19 protein-coding genes and 1 pseudogene are annotated in these 20,387 nt (G+C 35.4%); 7 read left to right on the forward strand and 13 right to left on the reverse strand.

Features of this window, described 5'->3' with window-relative positions:
• Window positions 1-152 precede the first annotated feature (152 nt).
• Both A361_RS27765 and A361_RS27770 read left to right on the forward strand, forming a co-directional pair.
• A complete protein-coding gene (locus A361_RS27765) occupies window positions 153-1,547 on the forward strand; it encodes a sensor histidine kinase (protein WP_019380918.1) in 1,395 nt (464 codons plus the stop codon).
• Complete coding sequence (locus A361_RS27770; RefSeq protein ID WP_019380917.1) at window positions 1,525-2,202, forward strand: response regulator transcription factor; 678 nt, start codon at window positions 1,525-1,527, stop codon at window positions 2,200-2,202. The genes A361_RS27765 and A361_RS27770 overlap by 23 nt, the downstream gene beginning before the upstream one ends.
• Before the next feature lie 90 nt (window positions 2,203-2,292).
• Here A361_RS27770 and A361_RS27775 read toward each other — a convergent pair whose 3' ends face one another.
• The 3 genes from A361_RS27775 to A361_RS27785 form a co-directional block, all read right to left on the reverse strand.
• A complete protein-coding gene (locus tag A361_RS27775; RefSeq protein ID WP_019380916.1) occupies window positions 2,293-2,853 on the reverse strand; it encodes a recombinase family protein in 561 nt (186 codons plus the stop codon).
• 382 nt (window positions 2,854-3,235) lie between these two features.
• Window positions 3,236-4,615 (reverse strand): phenylacetate--CoA ligase family protein, encoded by a 1,380-nt coding sequence (locus A361_RS27780; protein ID WP_051005544.1) that lies wholly within the window; start codon window positions 4,613-4,615, stop codon window positions 3,236-3,238.
• Window positions 4,616-4,731: 116 nt separating this feature from the next.
• Window positions 4,732-5,394 (reverse strand): class I SAM-dependent methyltransferase, encoded by a 663-nt coding sequence (locus A361_RS27785; protein ID WP_019380914.1) that lies wholly within the window; start codon window positions 5,392-5,394, stop codon window positions 4,732-4,734.
• Window positions 5,395-5,619: 225 nt separating this feature from the next.
• Between A361_RS27785 and A361_RS27790 the strand changes: the two genes are divergently transcribed.
• Window positions 5,620-6,000 carry an ArsR/SmtB family transcription factor gene (locus A361_RS27790; protein WP_019380913.1) on the forward strand — a complete coding sequence of 127 codons (381 nt, stop codon included), beginning with the start codon at window positions 5,620-5,622 and terminating at the stop codon, window positions 5,998-6,000.
• A 168-nt stretch (window positions 6,001-6,168) separates the two neighbouring features.
• Here the strand turns inward: A361_RS27790 and ccsB are convergent, their stop codons facing one another.
• The 4 genes from ccsB to resA form a co-directional block, all read right to left on the reverse strand.
• Window positions 6,169-7,344: a c-type cytochrome biogenesis protein CcsB gene (gene ccsB, locus A361_RS27795; protein WP_019380912.1), complete on the reverse strand. Its 1,176-nt coding sequence runs from the start codon at window positions 7,342-7,344 to the stop codon at window positions 6,169-6,171.
• A 22-nt stretch (window positions 7,345-7,366) separates the two neighbouring features.
• On the reverse strand, window positions 7,367-9,001 hold the full coding sequence (gene resB, locus A361_RS27800) for a cytochrome c biogenesis protein ResB (protein WP_019380911.1): 1,635 nt from the start codon (window positions 8,999-9,001) through the stop codon (window positions 7,367-7,369).
• A gap of 103 nt (window positions 9,002-9,104) precedes the next feature.
• Window positions 9,105-9,812 (reverse strand): cytochrome c biogenesis CcdA family protein, encoded by a 708-nt coding sequence (locus A361_RS27805; RefSeq protein WP_019380910.1) that lies wholly within the window; start codon window positions 9,810-9,812, stop codon window positions 9,105-9,107.
• A 29-nt stretch (window positions 9,813-9,841) separates the two neighbouring features.
• Complete coding sequence (gene resA / locus A361_RS27810; RefSeq protein ID WP_019380909.1) at window positions 9,842-10,369, reverse strand: thiol-disulfide oxidoreductase ResA; 528 nt, start codon at window positions 10,367-10,369, stop codon at window positions 9,842-9,844.
• 406 nt (window positions 10,370-10,775) lie between these two features.
• On the opposite strand from resA, the pseudogene A361_RS27815 reads away from it, so the two are divergent.
• From A361_RS27815 to cysK, 3 genes and pseudogenes are all read left to right on the forward strand, one after another.
• A pseudogene (locus A361_RS27815) lies at window positions 10,776-11,310 on the forward strand (CadD family cadmium resistance transporter).
• Window positions 11,311-11,410: 100 nt separating this feature from the next.
• Window positions 11,411-11,866 carry a signal peptidase II gene (gene lspA, locus A361_RS27820; RefSeq protein WP_226752555.1) on the forward strand — a complete coding sequence of 152 codons (456 nt, stop codon included), beginning with the start codon at window positions 11,411-11,413 and terminating at the stop codon, window positions 11,864-11,866.
• A 564-nt stretch (window positions 11,867-12,430) separates the two neighbouring features.
• Window positions 12,431-13,363, forward strand: coding sequence for a cysteine synthase A (gene cysK, locus A361_RS27825; protein ID WP_019380907.1), 933 nt, complete (start codon window positions 12,431-12,433; stop codon window positions 13,361-13,363).
• 77 nt (window positions 13,364-13,440) lie between these two features.
• Here the strand turns inward: cysK and A361_RS27830 are convergent, their stop codons facing one another.
• Entirely contained in the window at window positions 13,441-13,665 is a 225-nt protein-coding gene (locus A361_RS27830; protein WP_019380906.1) for a hypothetical protein, read from the reverse strand.
• 179 nt (window positions 13,666-13,844) lie between these two features.
• On the opposite strand from A361_RS27830, the gene A361_RS27835 reads away from it, so the two are divergent.
• A complete protein-coding gene (locus A361_RS27835) occupies window positions 13,845-14,150 on the forward strand; it encodes a hypothetical protein (RefSeq protein ID WP_251264583.1) in 306 nt (101 codons plus the stop codon).
• A 232-nt stretch (window positions 14,151-14,382) separates the two neighbouring features.
• On the opposite strand, the gene A361_RS27840 is transcribed toward A361_RS27835, so the two are convergent.
• The 5 genes from A361_RS27840 to A361_RS27860 all read right to left on the reverse strand — a co-directional run bounded on the left by A361_RS27840 (window position 14,383) and on the right by A361_RS27860 (window position 20,382).
• On the reverse strand, window positions 14,383-15,045 hold the full coding sequence (locus A361_RS27840; RefSeq protein WP_019380904.1) for a CadD family cadmium resistance transporter: 663 nt from the start codon (window positions 15,043-15,045) through the stop codon (window positions 14,383-14,385).
• Window positions 15,046-15,172: 127 nt separating this feature from the next.
• Window positions 15,173-15,925 carry a ZIP family metal transporter gene (locus A361_RS27845; protein WP_019380903.1) on the reverse strand — a complete coding sequence of 251 codons (753 nt, stop codon included), beginning with the start codon at window positions 15,923-15,925 and terminating at the stop codon, window positions 15,173-15,175.
• A gap of 72 nt (window positions 15,926-15,997) precedes the next feature.
• On the reverse strand, window positions 15,998-17,416 hold the full coding sequence (lpdA, locus tag A361_RS27850; protein ID WP_019380902.1) for a dihydrolipoyl dehydrogenase: 1,419 nt from the start codon (window positions 17,414-17,416) through the stop codon (window positions 15,998-16,000).
• A gap of 208 nt (window positions 17,417-17,624) precedes the next feature.
• On the reverse strand, window positions 17,625-20,024 hold the full coding sequence (locus A361_RS27855) for a heavy metal translocating P-type ATPase (protein ID WP_019380901.1): 2,400 nt from the start codon (window positions 20,022-20,024) through the stop codon (window positions 17,625-17,627).
• Entirely contained in the window at window positions 20,017-20,382 is a 366-nt protein-coding gene (locus A361_RS27860) for an ArsR/SmtB family transcription factor (RefSeq protein ID WP_019380900.1), read from the reverse strand. Before A361_RS27860 ends, A361_RS27855 begins: the two co-directional genes overlap by 8 nt.
• Between the last annotated feature and the right edge of the window lie 5 nt (window positions 20,383-20,387).

Below are 20,387 nucleotides of genomic sequence, written 5' to 3' on the forward strand. Positions count from 1 at the left end.
ATAGTTCGATTCTCGAGATTTTGAATAGACTTTAATTAAACACTAAAAATATAAAAGTTCTCAGTATTAAAATATGTCTCATTCTGCATAAATTCTTCAAATTTAAGAAATATAATTTAAATTAGCAGTTTCTTGAGAAACGGGTGAATTAATTGACAAAAATTTCGATTAAGCTTGGAATAGTATTCTTTCTAATTATCTTTAGCCTTGAGATTTTTATGTTTTTCTTTTTACATTCAGCCCTTGTGGATTCAAGGATAGAAGAAGAGTTTCTATCTTTGCAGACAAGAGGCAACGCTCACAGGGATATACTGGAAAAACACTTTGATACAGATACAATCTCTCATGTAACTTTAATGGAATCGGAGGCAAATACCGATGTCGTTATCACTGATATGAATGGTAAGATTCTTGGTTCATCAGTAAAGAGCTATGAGGTTCAAGACCATATTAACAGGTCAGACTCAGATATCCCTCGAGGTGGAGAGGTTGTTGATAATAACTGGAAAGAGGGAAAGTTTATCTCAACAGTTAGTCCAATAGATTTAGATGGCAAAACATCTGGCAAGGTTTTTATGTTTCAAGAAACAGAATCAATACATTCTTTAATTGAAAGAATTAATAAACATTTTATATTAACAGGATTAATAGCGGTTTTTTTAACCTTGATTGTTATCATTTTTCTTTCTAAAGGACTTGCAAAACCTTTAATAAAAATGAAGGAAGCTACTTCCAAAATTAGCAAGGGAGATTTTACAATTTCACTCCCAAAGAACAGGAATGACGAACTCGGGGATTTAGCAGATTCTATTTCTCAGCTTGCCAGCGACTTGAATTATTTAAAACTAGAGCGAAACGATTTCTTAGCGAGCATTTCTCATGAATTAAGGACCCCCCTCACCTATATTAAGGGCTATGCAGATATTGTTCATAAACGCAATTTATCCAATGAGGACCGTGACAAATATTTAAATATAATTCATGAGGAGGCGAATCGCCTTTCTGATTTAATTAAGGACCTTTTCGACCTAGCGAAAATGGACAAAAATTCATTTATAATACAAAAAAAAGCAATAGACTTAACTGACTTTATTACGAAAATTGAGCAAAAGTTTTCTCCTGCATTCCACGAAAAAGAAATGGATTTTGAAGTAGTTTGTCCAGAAGGAGTATATATTATGGCTGATCCTATCAGACTTGAGCAAATCATCTTTAACTTGCTGGATAACGCTATTAAATACTCTCCATCTGGAGGCAAAACAATCCTTGCTGTCAGCAGCAAAAAGAAGGATGTCAGTATTAAGGTTCGAGATAATGGAAAAGGAATACCTGAAGAAGACCTGCCTTATATTTTAAACCGCTTTTATCGAGTAGATAAGTCCAGAACCAGATCTTTAGGAGGAACAGGTTTGGGGCTTGCCATAGTAAAGGAGCTTGTCCTTGCTCATGGTGGGACAATCTCAGTAAAAAGCAAGGAAGGCATCGGAACTGAATTTGAATTAGTCTTTAAAGGAGCAGATAGCATTGAAAACGATACTATTAGTTGATGATGAATCCAGAATGTTAGATCTACTTGCGCTTTATTTAACCCCATTAGGTTATAAATGTGTTAAAAAGTCATCTGCGGTAGATGCAATAACGTATATAGAAACAAATCATGCCGATTTAATATTGTTAGATGTGATGATGCCTGAAATGGATGGCTGGACAGCATGCAAAGAATTCAAGAAAATTAGGGATATCCCGATTATCATGCTCACGGCCAGAAGTGAGAAGCCTGATATCGTTAAAGGGTTAAAAATAGGCGCAGATGATTATATTTTGAAACCATTTGATGAAGAAGTACTTGTAGCAAGGATAGAAGCCGTACTTAGAAGAACTACAACAGAAGAAGAATTCCTCTCATTTAAAGGCCTATTACTTAAACCAGCTTCTTATGAACTTTATTTTGAAGATAAAGAGATCTTGCTCACACCTAAGGAGTTTGCGATGGTCCAGTTATTTATAAGTAACAGAAACAAGGTTTTCTCCAGAGATCACTTAATTGAATCGGTTTGGGGATATGGAGTATCAATTGAAGACCGCACGATTGATTCGCATGTTAGAAATATTAGGGAAAAGTTGAGAAGGGCAGGATTTCCCGCGGATGAGTTTTTACTAACCGTTTGGGGTGTTGGATATAAATGGACTGGCAAGGAATAAAACTCTATTTGGGGCAGTACCAGCGTTCGTGCAACCAGGGGCAAAGTAAATCTGAGAAATGATCGACAGAATTCCTTTGTCCGATGGTTGCTACTCGATTTTATTGTTATTTTGCATCTTACGATACAAAGTCATGCGAGAAATACCAGCCTTCTCGGCAGCATCAGTACGACTCAACCCTTGGTCCATAAGATACAAGGCATACTTAACCTTTTCCTCATCGGTTTTCGGTCTTCCAGGATATTTTCCTCGTTTCCTTGCAGCCAGAATCCCTTCTTTTGTCCGTTCAGAAGTTAAATCTCTCTCAAATTGAGCAATACCTGCAAAGATAGTAAACAACATTTTCCCATGTGCTGTTGTTGTATCAAGCCAGGATTCCTTTAAACTTTTTAAATGCGCTCCCTTTTGTGAAATGAGTTCTGTAATTTCAATAAGGTCTTTCGTAGAACGGGATAGACGAGTCAGATCCGTCACAGCAACCGTATCGTTCATTCGCAAAAATTCCAACATACGATTCAACTCCGGTCGCTCTCGTTTCGTACCGGTTACTTTTTCAAAGAAAATGCGATCACACCCAAATTCTTCAAGTTGTTTCTTTTGGCGATCCAAATTTTGATCAAATGTAGAAACACGCATATAGCCAAACTTCATGTTCATCCTCTCCTATTGTACCAAAATCGATTCGTGATAAATATTGTTACGAATAATATTGTTACATATTTTTGTTACGCTCATTATACGAGTTAGCTAGAGTAAAAGTTGATCATTACTACACGTAACAAAAATGTTCGTTTTTGTTACGTGTAGTACAAAAAAAGCTTATTATTAAAAATAATAATGTTTATGATATTTATTTTATGTACTATTTGGGATCTAATACAATAAATAGAAAAGATAAGACTGATTTCTCCAACACTAAGGTGAATTAGCCTTATCTTTATATGTCCAGAGCAAAAACGTGAATTTAATACTTTAAGCAAATTTGAAATCTCTTAGCGTACAGAATATACGTCAATGTTATTTAATATTTGTTTTATTTAAGATAATCAATCAAAACATGCTGGTACTTTCCACTTTTAAGGTGCCTTTGTGGCAATTCTTCCGATTTTTCTATTGAAAGGTTAGTTAGTCCCTGGGTAGCAAAGTAATCTAGAAGAGCTTCTCTAACATTTTCCCAAATCTGATCTCTAGGATTACCCTCGTCTACTTCTAAACGTACTGTTAATTTATCCGGTGCCGTTTGAATCAGTTGAAAACGCCTTACTCCTGGTATTTCCTCAACAATAGTTTTGAGAGCCATGGGCAGAATATGAATGATTTGACAGTTGGGGGTAGAGAATTTCAAAATGTCATCCGTTCTCCCTTCAACTTGTACTACTGGGAATGGTCTTCCGCATTTGCATGGTTCCGAAAACATGGTGACACGGTCAGTTAGTTCATAACGAATAAGGGGCTGAATTCTGTTGGCCAGATTTGTAATTAAAACCGAATGGGATTGTTTTCCTGGTGGCACAGGTTGGTAAAATTCATCTACGGGTTCAAATATAATCCAATCGGTATTTACATGAAACTGACCTTCTTCACATTCGAAAGTCATGGCTGTTGCTTCTGTACCGCCGTAAAGATCTAGAACGCGAGCTTGGAAAAAAGATTCTAGTTTCGCACGAACATTTGGATATAACTTTTCTCCCCCCAAAAGGATTGCAACAGGCTGAATATTTAACCGACCTGCTTTTTGTTCCTCTGCTAGAATTTCCATCGCTGTTGCATACCCCCCAATTAAGGCTGGTTGATATTCATTCAATTCTTTTACAAGCGTGGAAAGGGGGGATTGGATAGAAAAAGCTCTAATTTTTCCGTTTGATGGATTTTTTAAACGCAGACGTTCAGCTGTGCTGAATGCCGTAAAATGACCAGCTGTAGAACATACCGCCGCATTTCGTCCGCCTTTTGCTGCCACTTTCAATATGTCACTCCATATCAATTTTGTTGTTCCGCGAATCGCCATCAATGTTTTCATGATTGTATCTGAACTTTTATCCTGAATAAAGATTCCGGGTACCCCGGTTGACCCTGAAGTGGTCGAAACCATATAGCGTTCTAAATAAAGTTGTCCAACTAATGACATATCTGACACAAATTCTTTCACACTTTCGATGGATACTTCTGGGTCAGTCACCCAATCATTAAAATTGGCCATGAGTTCTGATTTCGTGACTGGTGGGATTTGCTGTAAGCTTGAAATCCGTTCAGGCAACAGGCTGTATTTTTGTGCGTAATATTGAGAGTTTGATCTTGCAAAACTAATAAGGTCAGGTAAACGAGATTGTTGCCGAGAGAGAATGTCTTCTGGTTTGCCTCGTTTAACCTTCCAGATATCCATAACTGCTTTTAAAGGTGAAATATTCTCCATGTATGTCATTCCCATCTCTCTATTTTAATTTTATGGTCAATACTATTTACAGTAAAATGGACATTAAAAATTACATGTGCTAAAAATGCAAGAAGTCTGATAAAAAATCAAAAAGCTTATGGCTTAAAAGCTTTATATGCTCTTAGTGTGCCCGTGATAGTAGAAAATTGACCAGTTTCTTCAATTGAGACAAATCCAGTTTCTTTTAATAGATTAGGAATTATCCCTTTTACATGATTTGAAGTTGTTTCAAACCCATCTAAAAATTGAATAGAGAAAAATGCAACACGCATCAGCCAATTTTGTGGCTTTTCAAAATCAATAATATGGAATTGGCCACCAGACCTGAGTGTCCGATAAACTTCTTCAAATGTTTTCTTTTTCATTTCTTGAGTTAAATGATGAATAAATAAACTTGTAAATATGTGATGAAATAGATTATTGGAAAAGGGCAGTTTATCAGAAAACCCTTCCTCAAAGGTGATATTATTAACTTGAGTTTCTTTAATTTTCCCCTTAGCAATTGATAATATTTTAGGATCAGCATCAACCCCAATTACTTGCACACCAGGTTGTGATTGCTGTATTAAAAGTGCAAGTGTACCTGTACCGCAAGCTAAATCCATTATCGTTTCATTTGGTTGGAGGGTAGCTTGCTTAACTAAATGCGTTTTGAACTTTTTTTCTTGCATTCCCCATTGAATTAATGGATCATAAAATCGAGTCATCCAATGGTATTTTAGTGCAGGTATATACTCACCTTTCTTGTTTTTATCCATTAAACATGCATCCCTTCATTCATAATAAGTTATGATTTTTTGGTTATTCTCACGCGTTTTTGTTAAGAGCCGATATAAAGTAACACGTGAATCAGATATACTTACGTCTTCAGACATAAGAGAATATGAAACACTTCGCTTCTTTATTCAAGTAAATATTTGAATGTTGACATGAAAGCTTACTCATTATAAGCTAATCACATATTTTTTAATGAGGTGGGAGAATTGTCTTTAGTTGATAAAAATATGAAAGATACTCTAAAAGATGAATGTGAAATCTATTGTTATGACCCTGTAAAAGTATCAAAGTTACAAGATTTGTTAAGTTCTAAAAGTACACTTCATCTATCAAAAAAATTTAAACTTCTTGCTGATGAGACAAGATTAAAAATTATTCTTTCATTAGCTATAGAAGGGGAACTTTGCGTTTGTGATGTCGCTAATATTATTCATTCCTCAATAGCTACAGCTTCTTATCATTTACGGTTTTTAAAAAAATCAGGTGTAGCTAATTATAGAAAGGAAGGTAAATTAGCATTTTACTATATCGATGATGAAATTTTCAAGTCGATGGTATTACTCTCTTTTCATCATAAGGAGCCTTGAATAGGAGTATAATTCGGATGTGTTTATAAAAAATTTAAAAGAATTTTATCGATTTACATAGTTGGAGGGGATTTAAAAATTCACCCCTCCAAGAACATGGATAAAAAATGAATTTATTTTTTTCATAGTAAACTTTTACTTTTAAAAAAACCCTCTTAATTAATTCCTTTACGCATATGAGTGTAAACCAGCAATAATTAGATTAACGAAAATCAGGTTAAAAATAATAATTCCAAAACCTATAACTCCGAGCCATGCTGATTTTTCACCATGCCAACCTTTCGATAAGCGGAGGTGTAAATAGGCAGCATAAAATAACCATGTAATTAATGCCCATACTTCCTTAGGATCCCATCCCCAGAAACGGGTCCACGCAATTTGAGCCCAGATCATCGCAAAGATGAGTGCACCTAAAGTGAATACCGGAAAACCTATTGCAACCGATCTGTATCCAATTTCATCAACCAAATCAAGTTTGATATTCTTCGTTAATGGCTGAAGCGCTGCAGCAATTCTTTTTCTTAAAATCAGCCTTAGAATTCCGTATAAAAATAAACCAGTAACAACAGACCAAATGACTGTGTTTAATTTTCCTGCTGCGATAATCGCTGGTACCTCAACAAGAGCTTCCATTTTACCTTTTGTAAGTAATTCACCTTGATTTGGCCCTACAATTGAAGGTAGATTATATGTCATTTCAACCTCTTGATCATTTTTATCCACCCATTTGTAGACGGCTTCATACTCCACTCCTCTGAAAATACTTGTAATCACTACAAAAGCAAGTGTCGCTACAATCGTGTACATAACAACCTCAAGCCAAAAAGTCTCTTTTGAGCGTTTCGTCTGATCAACAGAACGAAGTAAATAAATGACCCCTGCAATGAAACTACTGGCTAAAATAGCTGAACCTAGTGCAGTTGTTGTTACATGGATGGCAAGCCAATCGCTTTGCAGTGCTGGAATTAATGGAGAAATGTCTGTGGGAAACATACTCCCATAAGCAATAATCAATAATGTTATTGGTAAAGTAAACAAACCTAATACAGCTACCTTATAGATAAAATAAAGAATTATGAAAGCCAGGACCATCATCATGCTAAAGGCTGTAATAAATTCAAACATATTACTAACAGGCGCTTGTCCAGAAGCGACCCATCGAGTAATAAAATATCCCAAATGGGAAGCAAAAGCTAGAATAGTGATAGTTATTGCGACTTTTGCCCATTTACTTGGTTTTTCGTATTGTTGTCTCTTATCTCGAATGGCTCCTCCAAATAAAAATGTTGCAACTAGATATAGTAAGAATGCTGCATATAATAAGTTACTGCTAAGAGCTACCACATCATTTCCTCCTTTACGAATTTTAGCTTTTCTCGTTTGTTTGATCGGTTAGTTCTTGAATGCTGGTTTCTTTTAAAATACGGTTCACTTCATTTTGAATACCATACCAATTTTTATTTGTATGTCCTGCAATTAATACGTTGTCACCATCCCGTCTAATCCATATACGTCTATGATTCCAATACATTCCTTGAATAACTCCAATCATGAAAATAGCACCGCCAACTCCAAGAAACCATAACGTATTATCTTTCCGAACTGTAAGGGCTGACAGGTTTTTTGTTTCAACGCCTTCAAATTTCATTTTAAATTGATTATCTTCGTCTGGGTCAAACGTTTGTTTAATGGCAACAAAGCTTCTTTCACCTTCTGGTTTTTCAGGAGATATCATGTTAAACACAAATGCTGGATTGTCGGGAACGCGGTTTTTTGTATCAGGTACACCTTCACTATTGAAATAGAAGTTTGGCAAATAAGTCACAATTTCAACTTTATACCCATTGCCTAAATCATACTCCTTCTTTGGTTCTAACAAATCAACTTTAATCTTGCCAAAACTTTCTTCTGTCTCTTTGTCTACTAAATTAAAATTAAACTTATTTAGTTCATTTAATTTATAAGAGGTTTGATAAAGAGCATATGAATCGTGTTTTAAGGGGTAATTAACTCTAATTTGTTCATCTTTTATCTTTTCAAGTTCAGGTTCTGCCCCGTGAACAATTTCACCCTTTCGTTCATACAAAATCACGTTTGTTTGAAAGTTTTTAACGACATTTCCATCACCGACCCGTGAAAGAGTATTAGCAAAAACTTCATCCTCTTGATCTTTTTGATAGGTATCCATAATGAACTTATCGCTGGTTAAATAGTATTTTCCATCGGTTCCTGGGATAACACTTGTTTCACCGTCACGAATCCAGAGCATTTCGTCTACATACATCCCCGGCACAAATCGCAGCATTCCTCCAATAAGGAAAATAATTAGTCCAACATGGTTCACATAAGGTCCCCATCTTGAAAATCGACTTTTTTCAGCTAAAAAATGACCATTTTCTTCACGTACTTGATAACGCTTCCTTTCCAAGTTGGATATTATCAAATCCAGTTGTTCATCAAGCTTCTCTTCGACTTTTGTTTCACTGAAAAGACGTTGTCTACTCAAGAAACTTTTATGACGTGTAATCCCTTGTTTGTTCAAAGCGCGATACAATGGAATAAACCGGTCCAAACTCGCGATAACAAGTGATATACCTAGAGCTGCTATTAATAAAAAATACCACCATGAACCATACAGATTGTGAAAACCTAATTCATAATACAGTTGTCCAAGAAATCCATATTCATCTTTATAAAAGTCTTTTGGAACAACCGTTTGAGGTATATATATCTCTTGAGGAAAAATTGTTCCAATTGCAGAAGCAATTAAGAGGAGAACAATTATCCAAACCCCTACTTTAACGGATGAGAAAAAGTTCCAAATCTTATCTATAAGTGACTTTTTATATGTTTGTGAGCGTCTTGCGCTTCCATCGTATCTCATATCCAATAGTTTTTCAGAAACTTCATTCTTGCTATTACCGATATTGCGTCCACAAGATTCACAAAGAAGCGTTCCATATGGAATAGAGTGACCACATACGCATTTGACATGTTCCATTCTAAAACTCCTTACGATTTAATTCTTAAAAATTTATTTAACAAAATACTTCTAACTTTTAAGATTTGCTTTTTAATCCCATTAAAAATGATGATAATCCACTTTAAAATCCAGTAAATCCTCCGAACAAACTAGTTAAGACTGCAATAATTTTTGTCATCATATTAAAGTACAATAATCCCCCCATCAAAATCATCAAAATGCCTCCTATAGACATAAAGATTGCACTGTGTTTCTTTAGAAAAGTCATTTTATCGATAAATAAAGACATTAATAGAAATGGAATAGAAAAACCTAAGACATAGAAAACCATGTATAGTAGTCCTTTTCCTGGGTCTGATACACCTAACGCAATGACTCCTGCAAGGATTGGACCGGTGCAAGGAGTCCATCCAGCAGCAAAACCAATTCCAATCAAAATTGATCCTATATAACCTGAAGGTCTTTTTTGAAAATGAATTTTCTTATCAGAAAGTAAGAAATCAAATTTAAGAACCCCAGTTAAAACTAAACCAAAAAACACCATTACAATAGCCCCAAGTTGTCTTAACAAGTCTTGATAATCCATAAAGAACGTCCCTATAAAAGAAGTGGAAAGCCCCAAAGCTAAAAAGATAATGGAGAATCCAACTAGAAATAAGATAGTGTGTAAAAAAGCTTTCCTTCTTAAAATACCTTTTCCTTCCTTTAGATCATTAATGGAGACTCCTGTAATATATGAAAGAAAAGCCGGATACAAAGGAAGGGAACAAGGTGAAATAAATGATAAAAGACCTGCACCAAATGCTAGAAACAAGCTTATTTGTTCCAAGAAGATACCACCTTACTGTTTATTTAGCTCTACGGCTTAATGCGTTCCATGTATTTTGCTATATCCCTTTCAGTCATACTTCCTGTGATCACTTTTAACACTTTTCCATTCTTATCGATCAAAAATGTTGTAGGAATCGGGGTTATATCATATGCTTCCGTTACAGCTCTATCTTTATCTTTAAGAATAGGGAATGTAAGCCCATGCCTATTTACAAACGATTCAATAGCAATATCACTTTCTCCGATATTAACAGCTAATATCTCTACACCAAGATTTTTAAAATGACTATACTGTTTATCCATATAAGGCATTTCCTTTTCACAAGGCTTGCACCAAGTACCCCAAAAGTTAAGAAAAACTCCTTTTCCTTTTAAATCTGAAAGTTGAACGTTATTACCGTTCATATCTTCAAGAACAAAATCAGGTGCTTGATCACCTGCTTGAACCCGTATTTTTTCAGTGATAAAGTTTTGATAAAGAGTATAGGCTACTGCTAAAGCCATAAGAAATAGAAGACTAATACGTACAATAGATCTGGTTCTTTTGTTTTTCATTTTACTCTCCTTTTTTATTTCATTCAAACCAACATTTTAATGTTGATATTTTACATTAATAATTTTAATCTAAAAGCACATTATATTCAAATAAATGTTTGAATAATAACTTCCAATATTTTCACCTAAAATACTATCTATTAATATTAGAACGTGCAAAGTGAAATTCTAAATCATACATGAAGGAGAAATATAGAGATATTAACAAAACTAACAAAACTAAAATATATTGTTTTCCGATTAGGAAGTATTTTAGAAAGGAGTTATTTTATGAATTTAATTTTTTACCATTCTCTCTGCTTTAGGGTCCTTTATAGTAACCAATATCGATGACATTTTTATTTTGATGTTGCCGTTCTCTCAAGCAAGTTCACAAGCTAAAGCAAGTAATGGCCGAACGTTTAACATGGGGCCAAAGGGAAATCGTATTTACCCTAGAGATACAGTCATTGGCCAATATCTTGGTTTTGCACTTTTAGTTTTGATTAGTCTTTTAGCTGCATTTGGTGTGACACTTATTCCTGATCAGTGGGTAGGTTTATTAGGACTAATCCCGATCAATTTAGGAGTTAAACTGTTTATAAAGGGTGAGGATGAAGGGGAAATTCTATCAAGTTTAAACAAATTTAATAAGCTCTATTTAAGTGTAGCCTTAATCACCTTTGCAATAGTAAAGATAATATTGGCATTTATGTTCCGTTCTTTTCCACTTTAATTAACAACCAACTGGTCATTATAGTTGTTACTTTCTTTATAATGTTTGCGGTCTGGTGTTTAATCGGATATCGTCTAGCAAGATTCATTTTGTTTCTGAAACACTTGAGAAATACGGCCGATGGGTTATTCCAATTGTATTTATAGGTTTAGGCCTTTATATCATGGCAGAAAATAATATATTTCCTAACCTGTGGTCTCACTTCGTAAATTTTGAAAATAATTAAATTCTCGAATTAACCGTAATGGTTTACGATCATTTTACTGATAAATCCCCTTTACTTTTAAAGTATTAAGTTCAATTCTTTATAAAAATAGAACTCCGAGGTGACGACTTTGTATTGGATCATTATTCTCACAGTAAGTATTGATCAATTATGTAAATATTTAGTACGAAACTTCATGGACTACGGGCAATCCATTCCACTTATCAATGGTGTTTTCCAATTAACATCTCATCGTAATGCGGGTGCTGCCTGGGGAATTTTTTCGGGACAAAAAATATTCTTGATTAGTATTGCAATTATTGTTATTGTCTTTGGCCTTATTTATTCTCGTAAAGTCTCCGATAAGCTAACACGTATCGCCTTTGGATTTTTTATAGGAGGTGCAATGGGAAACGTTGTAGATCGTTTAATTTTTGGGGAAGTAACAGATATGTTCGAAGTTACATTTATTAATTATCCAATTTTTAATACTGCGGATGTATTTTTAGTTAGTGGAGCTATTTTATTAATGATAAGTACTTATAGAGAATCTAAAACACAAAAAAATCTATCCTAGATTATAGACACAAATCTATATCTCATTCGACTTTTAAAGAAATTGACAAAATAACTTTATTAATCAAACGATTATTTTATTATTGAAAGGAAGTGTGTTTTTCTTTATATGAATATTCCGTAAAATTCTTCAGGAAAGAGCTTTTAAGTTTTTTTTATCGTCCTTTCGAAAGGAGGTGATAATTTGTATTATTGATTGAAATCGGAACTACTGCGTTAGCACACAACAGTAATAACAATAGCAATAATCACTCAATCTTCGATCGTACACACTACCATTTATGAAGGAAATGCATCCAAATCTAACCGAACAAGAAATCAAAAATATGTATGATTTGTGTCTCAGCGACCATGGACAAGCCTTAAACGATATGCTCAGTACGAAAAATAATGAGCTAAATGCAAGCAATGTTGAACTAAGTCATAGACAATACGTGTATAGCGACTGTGATATAGGGTGGTAATAAATAGCTATCGCCATTACAGGAAAGATAAGCTCTATCACTGTGAAGGGCAGTGGTTGGCAAGCTTATACCAACAATTACTAGTATTGGAGGAGATTTTGATGAAAGTGGCTAATTCAATTGTAGAACTTATCGGGAATACTCCACTTGTTAAACTAAATCGCGTTGTAAATCCTGATCATGCAGATGTCTATTTAAAGCTTGAATATTTTAACCCAGGAAGTAGTGTAAAGGATCGTATTGCTATAGCCATGATTGAATCAGCTGAAAAAGATGGAATCCTAAAGCCGGGAAGTACGATTGTTGAGCCAACTAGTGGAAATACAGGAATTGGGTTAGCAATGGTAGCTGCCGCAAAGGGATACAAAACGATTATCGTCATGCCAGAAACCATGAGTATGGAACGTCGAAATTTACTCCGTGCCTATGGTGCCGAGCTCGTTTTAACTCCTGGACCGGAAGGTATGGGCGGAGCAATTCGCAAAGCTCAAGAGTTATTGGAGGAAAATCCACAGTACTTTGTACCTCAGCAGTTTAATAATCCAGCCAATCCAAAAATCCATGAAGAAACAACTGGACAAGAGCTTCTTGGACAAGCTGAAGAAATTGGTAGAATTGATGCTTTTGTTTCTGGAATTGGTACAGGAGGTACGGTTACAGGTGCTGGTCAAGTCCTTAAGGAAAAGTTTCCAGCAATACATATTGTTGCCGTTGAGCCAGTAGCATCCCCAGTCCTTTCTGGCGGTAAGCCAGGACCTCATAAAATTCAAGGAATTGGAGCTGGATTCATACCGGAAATTTTAGATACTGAAGTTTATGATGAGGTCATTACAGTAGAGAATGAGCAAGCTTTTGAAACTTCACGTCTGGTAGCAAAACAAGAAGGGATTCTTGGTGGGATTTCTTCAGGAGCTGCCATATACGCCGCCTTAAAAGTAGCTGAGAAGCTTGGAAAAGGAAAAAAAGTTTTTGCGATTATTCCAAGTAATGGAGAAAGATATTTAAGCACACCTCTTTACCAATTCGAAGGTTAAAAATTCTATGGGTGTAACTTGTTAAAAGCTACACCCATAGAATTTTTTTAGTGAAAAAGGAGTAACCTTTTTAAATATTATGAAAGGCCTTTATACTTTCTTTCTAAATTACATAATCTCGTTTCAATATGATGGATCTTTTCTAATATTTCCTTTTGCATCAACAATTGTTGATACACCATTTTCCTCATATCATCCATAAATTTTTTCTCAATTTCCCATTCTTGTTCCTCTTGTCCATTATTTTCTTCTAATCGATAAACATATGGATATTGATACCATTGATTTGGATAATAATACATTTTTACTCTCCCTTTCATACGAGCGCTCAATCTAAAGTATGTATATAGGTAAAACTCAGTGTTTGTTCAAAAAAAGTTTTTTACTTATAAATAAAACCTTACCAAGTTTGACTTTTTGTAAATTTCAATCTTCACGGTTTTCGAATTTTATATATATGGGTATAATGGGACAAAGGAGGGTGGAAGTATTGAAAAAATTACTTACGTCTATAGTAGCTATTGCTTTATTTCTAGGTATTGGCACTGCTGCTCTTGCACATTCAAACAGTACGCCTAGTCAAGGGAATGGAAATTGGCAACAAATGATGGATTATTGTTATGAAATGATGAATTCTTTCATGGATAATAATCATCAAAACAATATTCCTAATGAAACCTCACCATCAGAGAATTTAAATACAGGACAGACAAATTCAATTAAAAGTATGCACAATACCACAAACAACCACCAGTACCAAGACCATTCTATGTATGATGATTGTTGAGGGAAAAATAAAAAAAAGAAAGAGCATGGGTTTTGTCCCTGCTCTCTTTCTTTATTATGATAAAATATTTTTCTTTTAGGGGTACTCGATTCGATCAATATGTCAAATATCTTTCATATTAGTAACTTATTAATGAGATGAAATTTAGCATACGGACATCTGACAAACCTATTCGGCACCCCAAGCCTCCAGAATAGAACTATGGTACCTGAAGGAGACGTTTAGTTTGAATTTATTTGAACAGATTTGACAGCGCGCTAAAAGTTTCATTTTCTAACATAATATATATTCCTAACCCTATAAACACAATTGGGATTATCCATCTGCCATACTTCTCAAGTGTTTCAGAAACATATCTGAATCTTGCTAGACGATAGCCGATAAAACACCAGACCGCAACCATTATAAAGAAAGTAACAACTGTAATGACCAGTTGGTTTGAATTTAAAGTGGAAAAAAACGGAACATAAATGCCAATATTGTCTCCACCATTAGCAAATGTAATAAAGGCTACACTTAGATAGAACTTATTAAATTTGTTTAAATTAGATAGAATTTCCCCTTCATCTTCATCTTCACCTTTTATAAAAAGTTTAACTCCTAAATAGATCGGGATTAGTCCTAGTAAGCCTACCCACTGTTCAGGAATAAGTGTTACACCAAATGTTGCTAAAAGACTGATTAAAACTAAAAGCGCAAAACCAAGATATTGGCCAATGACTATATCTCTAGGATATATACGGTTTCCCTTCGACTGCATGTTAACCGTTTGGCCGTTACTTACTTTAGCTTGTGTCCTTGCCTGGGAGAAAAGCAACATCAAGACAAAAATATCATCGACATTGGTTACTATAAAAGACCCTAAAGCAGAGAGAACGGTTAAAATTAAATTCATTAGTGTCAACTCCTTCATATTTTCATAAACAATCAAACAAACGATTGAATATATTTTCATGGATTATATTAACCTGTTTAATCAGATTTATTTTTCACCTAAAAATTTCAATAAGATCTTTAAAACTCTAATGTACGACTGGAGCAATTAGCTCCAATATCCAATGAAGTAGAAAATATAATATAATTCCCACAAAGAAGAAAAGAATAATTGGTCGATCTTCAGTCGCACTAACAACAGGTAACAAATCAGCCGTAGCTATATAGAGAAAAATACCTGCTGTAATGGATAGCGCAATGGAGAGGAGACTGTTATTTACCGTAAAAAATTGATTTAAAGACAAGGCCACAATCGCACCCAATAGCGTTGATATTGCCAATAAGAAAGCTGCCCCGATTGCCTTCTTCTTGCTTCCCAAGCTTGTAAATACGATAGAAGAAATCGTTAAACCATCTGGGATTTTATGTAGTAAAACACCAATCAATACAACAAATCCGATTCTTTCATCTATTTTAAAACTGGCCACAATCGATAATCCATCAAAAAACGTGTGAATCAACATTCCTAATAAGGCACCAAGTGTTACACTTTTAGAGTGAGAATGTTTATGGGTTTCTTCCCCGAAATGAAAATGCGGAGCAAGCAAATGTTGAAATAGAAAAATCAATAAAAAACCAATAACAATATGTACAGCACTTGATTCATGCATTTCTAATGCTTCTGGTATTAAATCCATAATTGCAATGGTGAAAAGTATTCCCGCACTTAGGGCCATTAAACCATTCAAGCTTCTTCTAGACCAATTTTTTTTAAGAAAGATCACAAGACCTCCCAAGACATTTGCGAAAGCTACGGTTAAAACATAAAACAAAATGTCCATTGATTCCCACTCCATTAATAAAAAGTTCAACCTGCACTTATCATAAGTGCAGGTTTGCCTGCCTTCACATTATTATTTTTTATTGAGCATGTGAATAGCATGTCCCATAACGCCTTCAGCTGCTTCCATGAGTGGTTCAGGTAAAGTTGGGTGTGCATGAATTGTAAGGCTGAGATCTTCCGCCGTTGCCCCTGACTCAATTGCAAAAACGGCTTCAGCAATAAGAGAGGATACTTCTGGACCTACCATTTGTACACCTAACACCCGATTAGATTCCTTTTCCGCCACAACTTGTACAAAACCATCAGCATCCGAAACAGATAAAGCTCTCCCGTTAGCTTGGAATGGAAAACGGCTAGAAACTGTTTCATATCCTTCTTCCTTTGCTTCCTTCTCGGTTAAACCTGTATAGGCTACTTCAGGATCACTGAAAATAACAAAAGGCATTGCCTGAAAATCAATTACACTTTTTAGCCCACTTATTACCTCTGCAGCTATCTTACCTTCGTAACTAGCTTTATGAGCAAGGAGGTAACCACCAGCACAGTCCCCGATCGCATATACATGTTCAACATTTGTTTGACATTTATCATTTATCTTAATAAAACCGCGTTGGTCTAATTCAACCTCGATATTTTCCAATCCAACTTTTCCTGTGTTCGGTTTTCTTCCAATGGAAACTAAGCAATAATCCCCTTTAATGATCTCTTCCTTTCCATTAACCTGAACACGAACGTTTACTTCATCGCCAGTATTTTCTCCGCCTTGGACTAAAGCATTCGTTATAACTGTGATTCCAAGTTCCTTTAAATGACGTTTTACTACATTCGTAAGCATAGGGTCCGTACCTGGAAGAATTGTATCTGATCCCTCAAGAATGGTCACTTTAGCCCCAAATTTAGCATAAGCAGTTCCCAACTCCAAACCGATATAACCACCACCTACTACAACTAAATGTTTTGGTACTTCTTGAAGCATCAATGCCTCAGTTGAAGAGATAATTCTTTTTCTATCAAATGGAATACTTTTTAACTCAGTAGGTAATGATCCTATCGCAAGGATTAAGTCTTTGTATGAAAAGAATTGTTCTTCGTTACCAATTTTGATTTTGGCAACATAGGGTTCAGTAAGATAAGCTTCCCCACTAATGACTTCCACTCCATTGCCTTTCAGTAAAGTCCGGACTCCATTCGTTAGTTTATTTACTATACCGTCCTTCCACTTCACTACTTCTGGCATCTCTACTTCAACTTCACCAGAAACCTTTATTCCCATTGAGTTGGCATGTTTTATGTGTGTTACTCGTTCAGAAGCACTAATAAGAGCCTTTGAAGGTATACACCCACGGTTAAGGCAAACCCCTCCTAATTCTGCTTTATCCACCAAAACCACTTTTTTCCCTAACTGAGCAGCACGTATGGTCGCCACATAACCTCCTGATCCTGCGCCTATAACTAACAAATCCACTTCCTTTTTACCTTCAACAGTCATTTCAGTTTCCTCCTTCGATCTTATAAAGAATGTAAGCTTTTTTGTTCCAGAAGATACCTATATGTAATGTAAAATCCGATGTTTTACTTATACCCAATCTTTCCATTTTTAATTAGGCTGGATATTTAGAAGTTATAGGATTAATGAAATTATTTTTAGAAAAGGGCTTTCCAATCTGTCTGGAAAGCCCTTTTTATCCCTTTTCACTTTATTCTTTCACTCTCATTAGTCGCAAACCATTTAGTGCTACCAGAAGAGTTGCGCCCATATCTGAAAGGATGGCAATCCAGAGCGTTAACCAACCTGGGATAACCAATAGTAAGGCAATAAATTTAATAGCAATTGCAAAAGTAATGTTAGCTTTGATTATATTTAGAGTTTTTCGGCTAAGTTTTACAGTGAATGGAAGTTTTCTTAAATCATCACCCATTAGAGCGACGTCTGCCGTTTCCAGGGCTGTGTCTGTACCAGCTCCACCCATTGCAATACCAACTGTTGAGGCCGCCAATGCAGGTGCATCATTGACACCATCTCCTACCATTGCTACGTTGCCATACTCGGATCTTAACTGTTTAATAAAGTCTAATTTGTCCTGCGGCATTAGTTCTGCCTCAATGTCAGATACTCCAACCTGCCCTCCGATAGCGTTAGCAGTACCTTTGTTATCACCTGTAAGCATAATTGTTTTTTTGATTCCAAGTTGATGTAACTTTTGAATAATTTCCTTACTTGATTCACGAACTTCGTCAGCAACTGCAATAACTGCAAGTATTTCTTTTTCGGTTCCAATAATCATGGCTGTCTTACCTTGATTTTGAAGAGTAGTAACATTTTGCTCAAATTCTTTATCGAAATCAGTGCTCAATAATTCCTTAAAGAGTTTCGGGCTACCGATATAATAAGTCGTTCCGTTTATAGTACCTTTAATACCCTTACCTGTAATAGAAGAAAAGTCCTCTACCTGTACGTCAGAATAAGTAATGTTCTCCTCTTCTGCTTTTTTCATAATCGCAGATGCAAGTGGATGCTGAGAACGATACTCCAATGCAGTAATGATGGATAGTAATTCTTTTTCACTTATCTGTTTGTTCAACACATTATAATCAGTTACAGCTGGGATCCCTTTTGTTAAGGTACCTGTTTTATCAAATGCAATAGCCTTTAAGGCACCCATTTCTTCTAAATACACTCCGCCTTTGACAAGTACACCTTTTTTTGCGGCATTTCCAATCGCTGAAACAATAGAAATCGGAGTCGATATGACCAACGCACAAGGACAACCAACAACAAGAACAGCTAAGCCTTGATAAATCCATGTTTCCCAGCTACCATCAAAGAATAATGGTGGAACAACAGCAACTAATGCTGCAATGATCATAATGATCGGTGTATAATATTTGGCAAATTTATCGACAAATGCTTGTGAAGGAGCACGTTCTCCTTGTGCTTCCTCTACAAGATGAATAATTTTAGAAATCGTTGTATCTTCTACAAGTTTCGTTATTTTTACTTCAAGTAATCCTTCTTCATTTAAGGTACCTGCAAATACTTCATCATCAACGGTTTTCTCAACAGGGACTGATTCACCGGTAATAGCTGCTTGGTTGACTGCAGAGTAGCCACTTACGACTACACCATCCATCGCAATCTTTTGACCTGGTTTTACAATCATAATATCCCCAACAGCAATATCATCGACATGAATCATTATTTCCTGTCCATTACGTCTAACGAGTGCCTCTTTAGGAGCGATATCCATTAATGAACGAATCGATTGTCTTGCTCTATCCATAGAGAATCGCTCAAGTGCTTCACTGATTGCAAAGAGAATAACAACAATGGCAACTTCTGCCCATTCTCCAATAATAGCACCACCTATAACGGCTACTGTCATAAGGGTTTTCATGTCAAATTCAAAGCGTAGTAAATTTTTCAAACCGACTTTAAAAAGTGACAACCCTCCAATAACCATGGATGCTAAAAACAATAAGGTAGTAACAATGTTCTCTTCTCCGTTCACAGACGAGGAAAGGTAACCAAATGCAATCAATAAGGAAGCATACAGTAGAGTACTCTGCTTTTTATAAAACGGCACTTTTTCTTCTTTCGTATCTTCTTTTACCTCTTGTGAAACTTGGCGAGCAGATTTTTCAGGAGTCACTTTAAGATTTTCGAATGCACCTGCTTTTTCTAGTTCTTCAATTGTTGCATCACCGTAAACAGATATCTTAGATGCACCAAAATTTACTTTTGCATCCTGAACTCCTGGAAGCTGTTTTACGTTATTCTCAAATTTCCCAGCACAGTTTGCACATGTAAATCCTTCAACACGGTAAACATTTTTATCCTCTTTAACCTCTCGTTTAGCTTCCCGCCTTGGTTTTTCAGGAGCCACTTTAAGGTTCTCAAATGCACCAGCTTTTTCTAGTTCTTCAATCGTTGTATCACCGTAAACGGATATCTTAGATGCACCAAAATTCACTTTTGCATCTTGAACTCCTGGAAGTTTTTTAACATTTTTTTCAAACTTCCCTGCACAATTTGCGCATGTAAACCCCTGAACGCGATAAACATTTTTTTCAGCCTTTAATGCTTTTGCTTCAGACAATTTTTACAACCTCCTTTTGATGTGCAAATGCAACCTGTATTAGTTGCTTTACATGATCATCATCTAATGAATAGTAAACTAACTTACCTTCTTTTCGATATTTAGCTAATCCAAGATTTTTAAGTAACCTCAAATGATGAGATGTTGTGGCAGTTGTAGCACCAACAATATTTGCTACATCACATACACACAATTCATCTTCCAAAGAAAGAGCATACGCAATCTTAATCCTAGTATCATCCGATAAAGCTTTAAAAACTTTGGCTACTTCCAAAGGATTTTGTTGGAGTAGTTCATTTTTACCTCTATTGACTTTTTCTTCATCTATACACGTAACTTCACATGCATCATTTTGCAAATTTT

This window comes from Cytobacillus oceanisediminis 2691, assembly GCF_000294775.2.
GTDB classification, from domain to species: Bacteria; Bacillota; Bacilli; order Bacillales; family Cytobacillaceae; genus Cytobacillus; species Cytobacillus pseudoceanisediminis.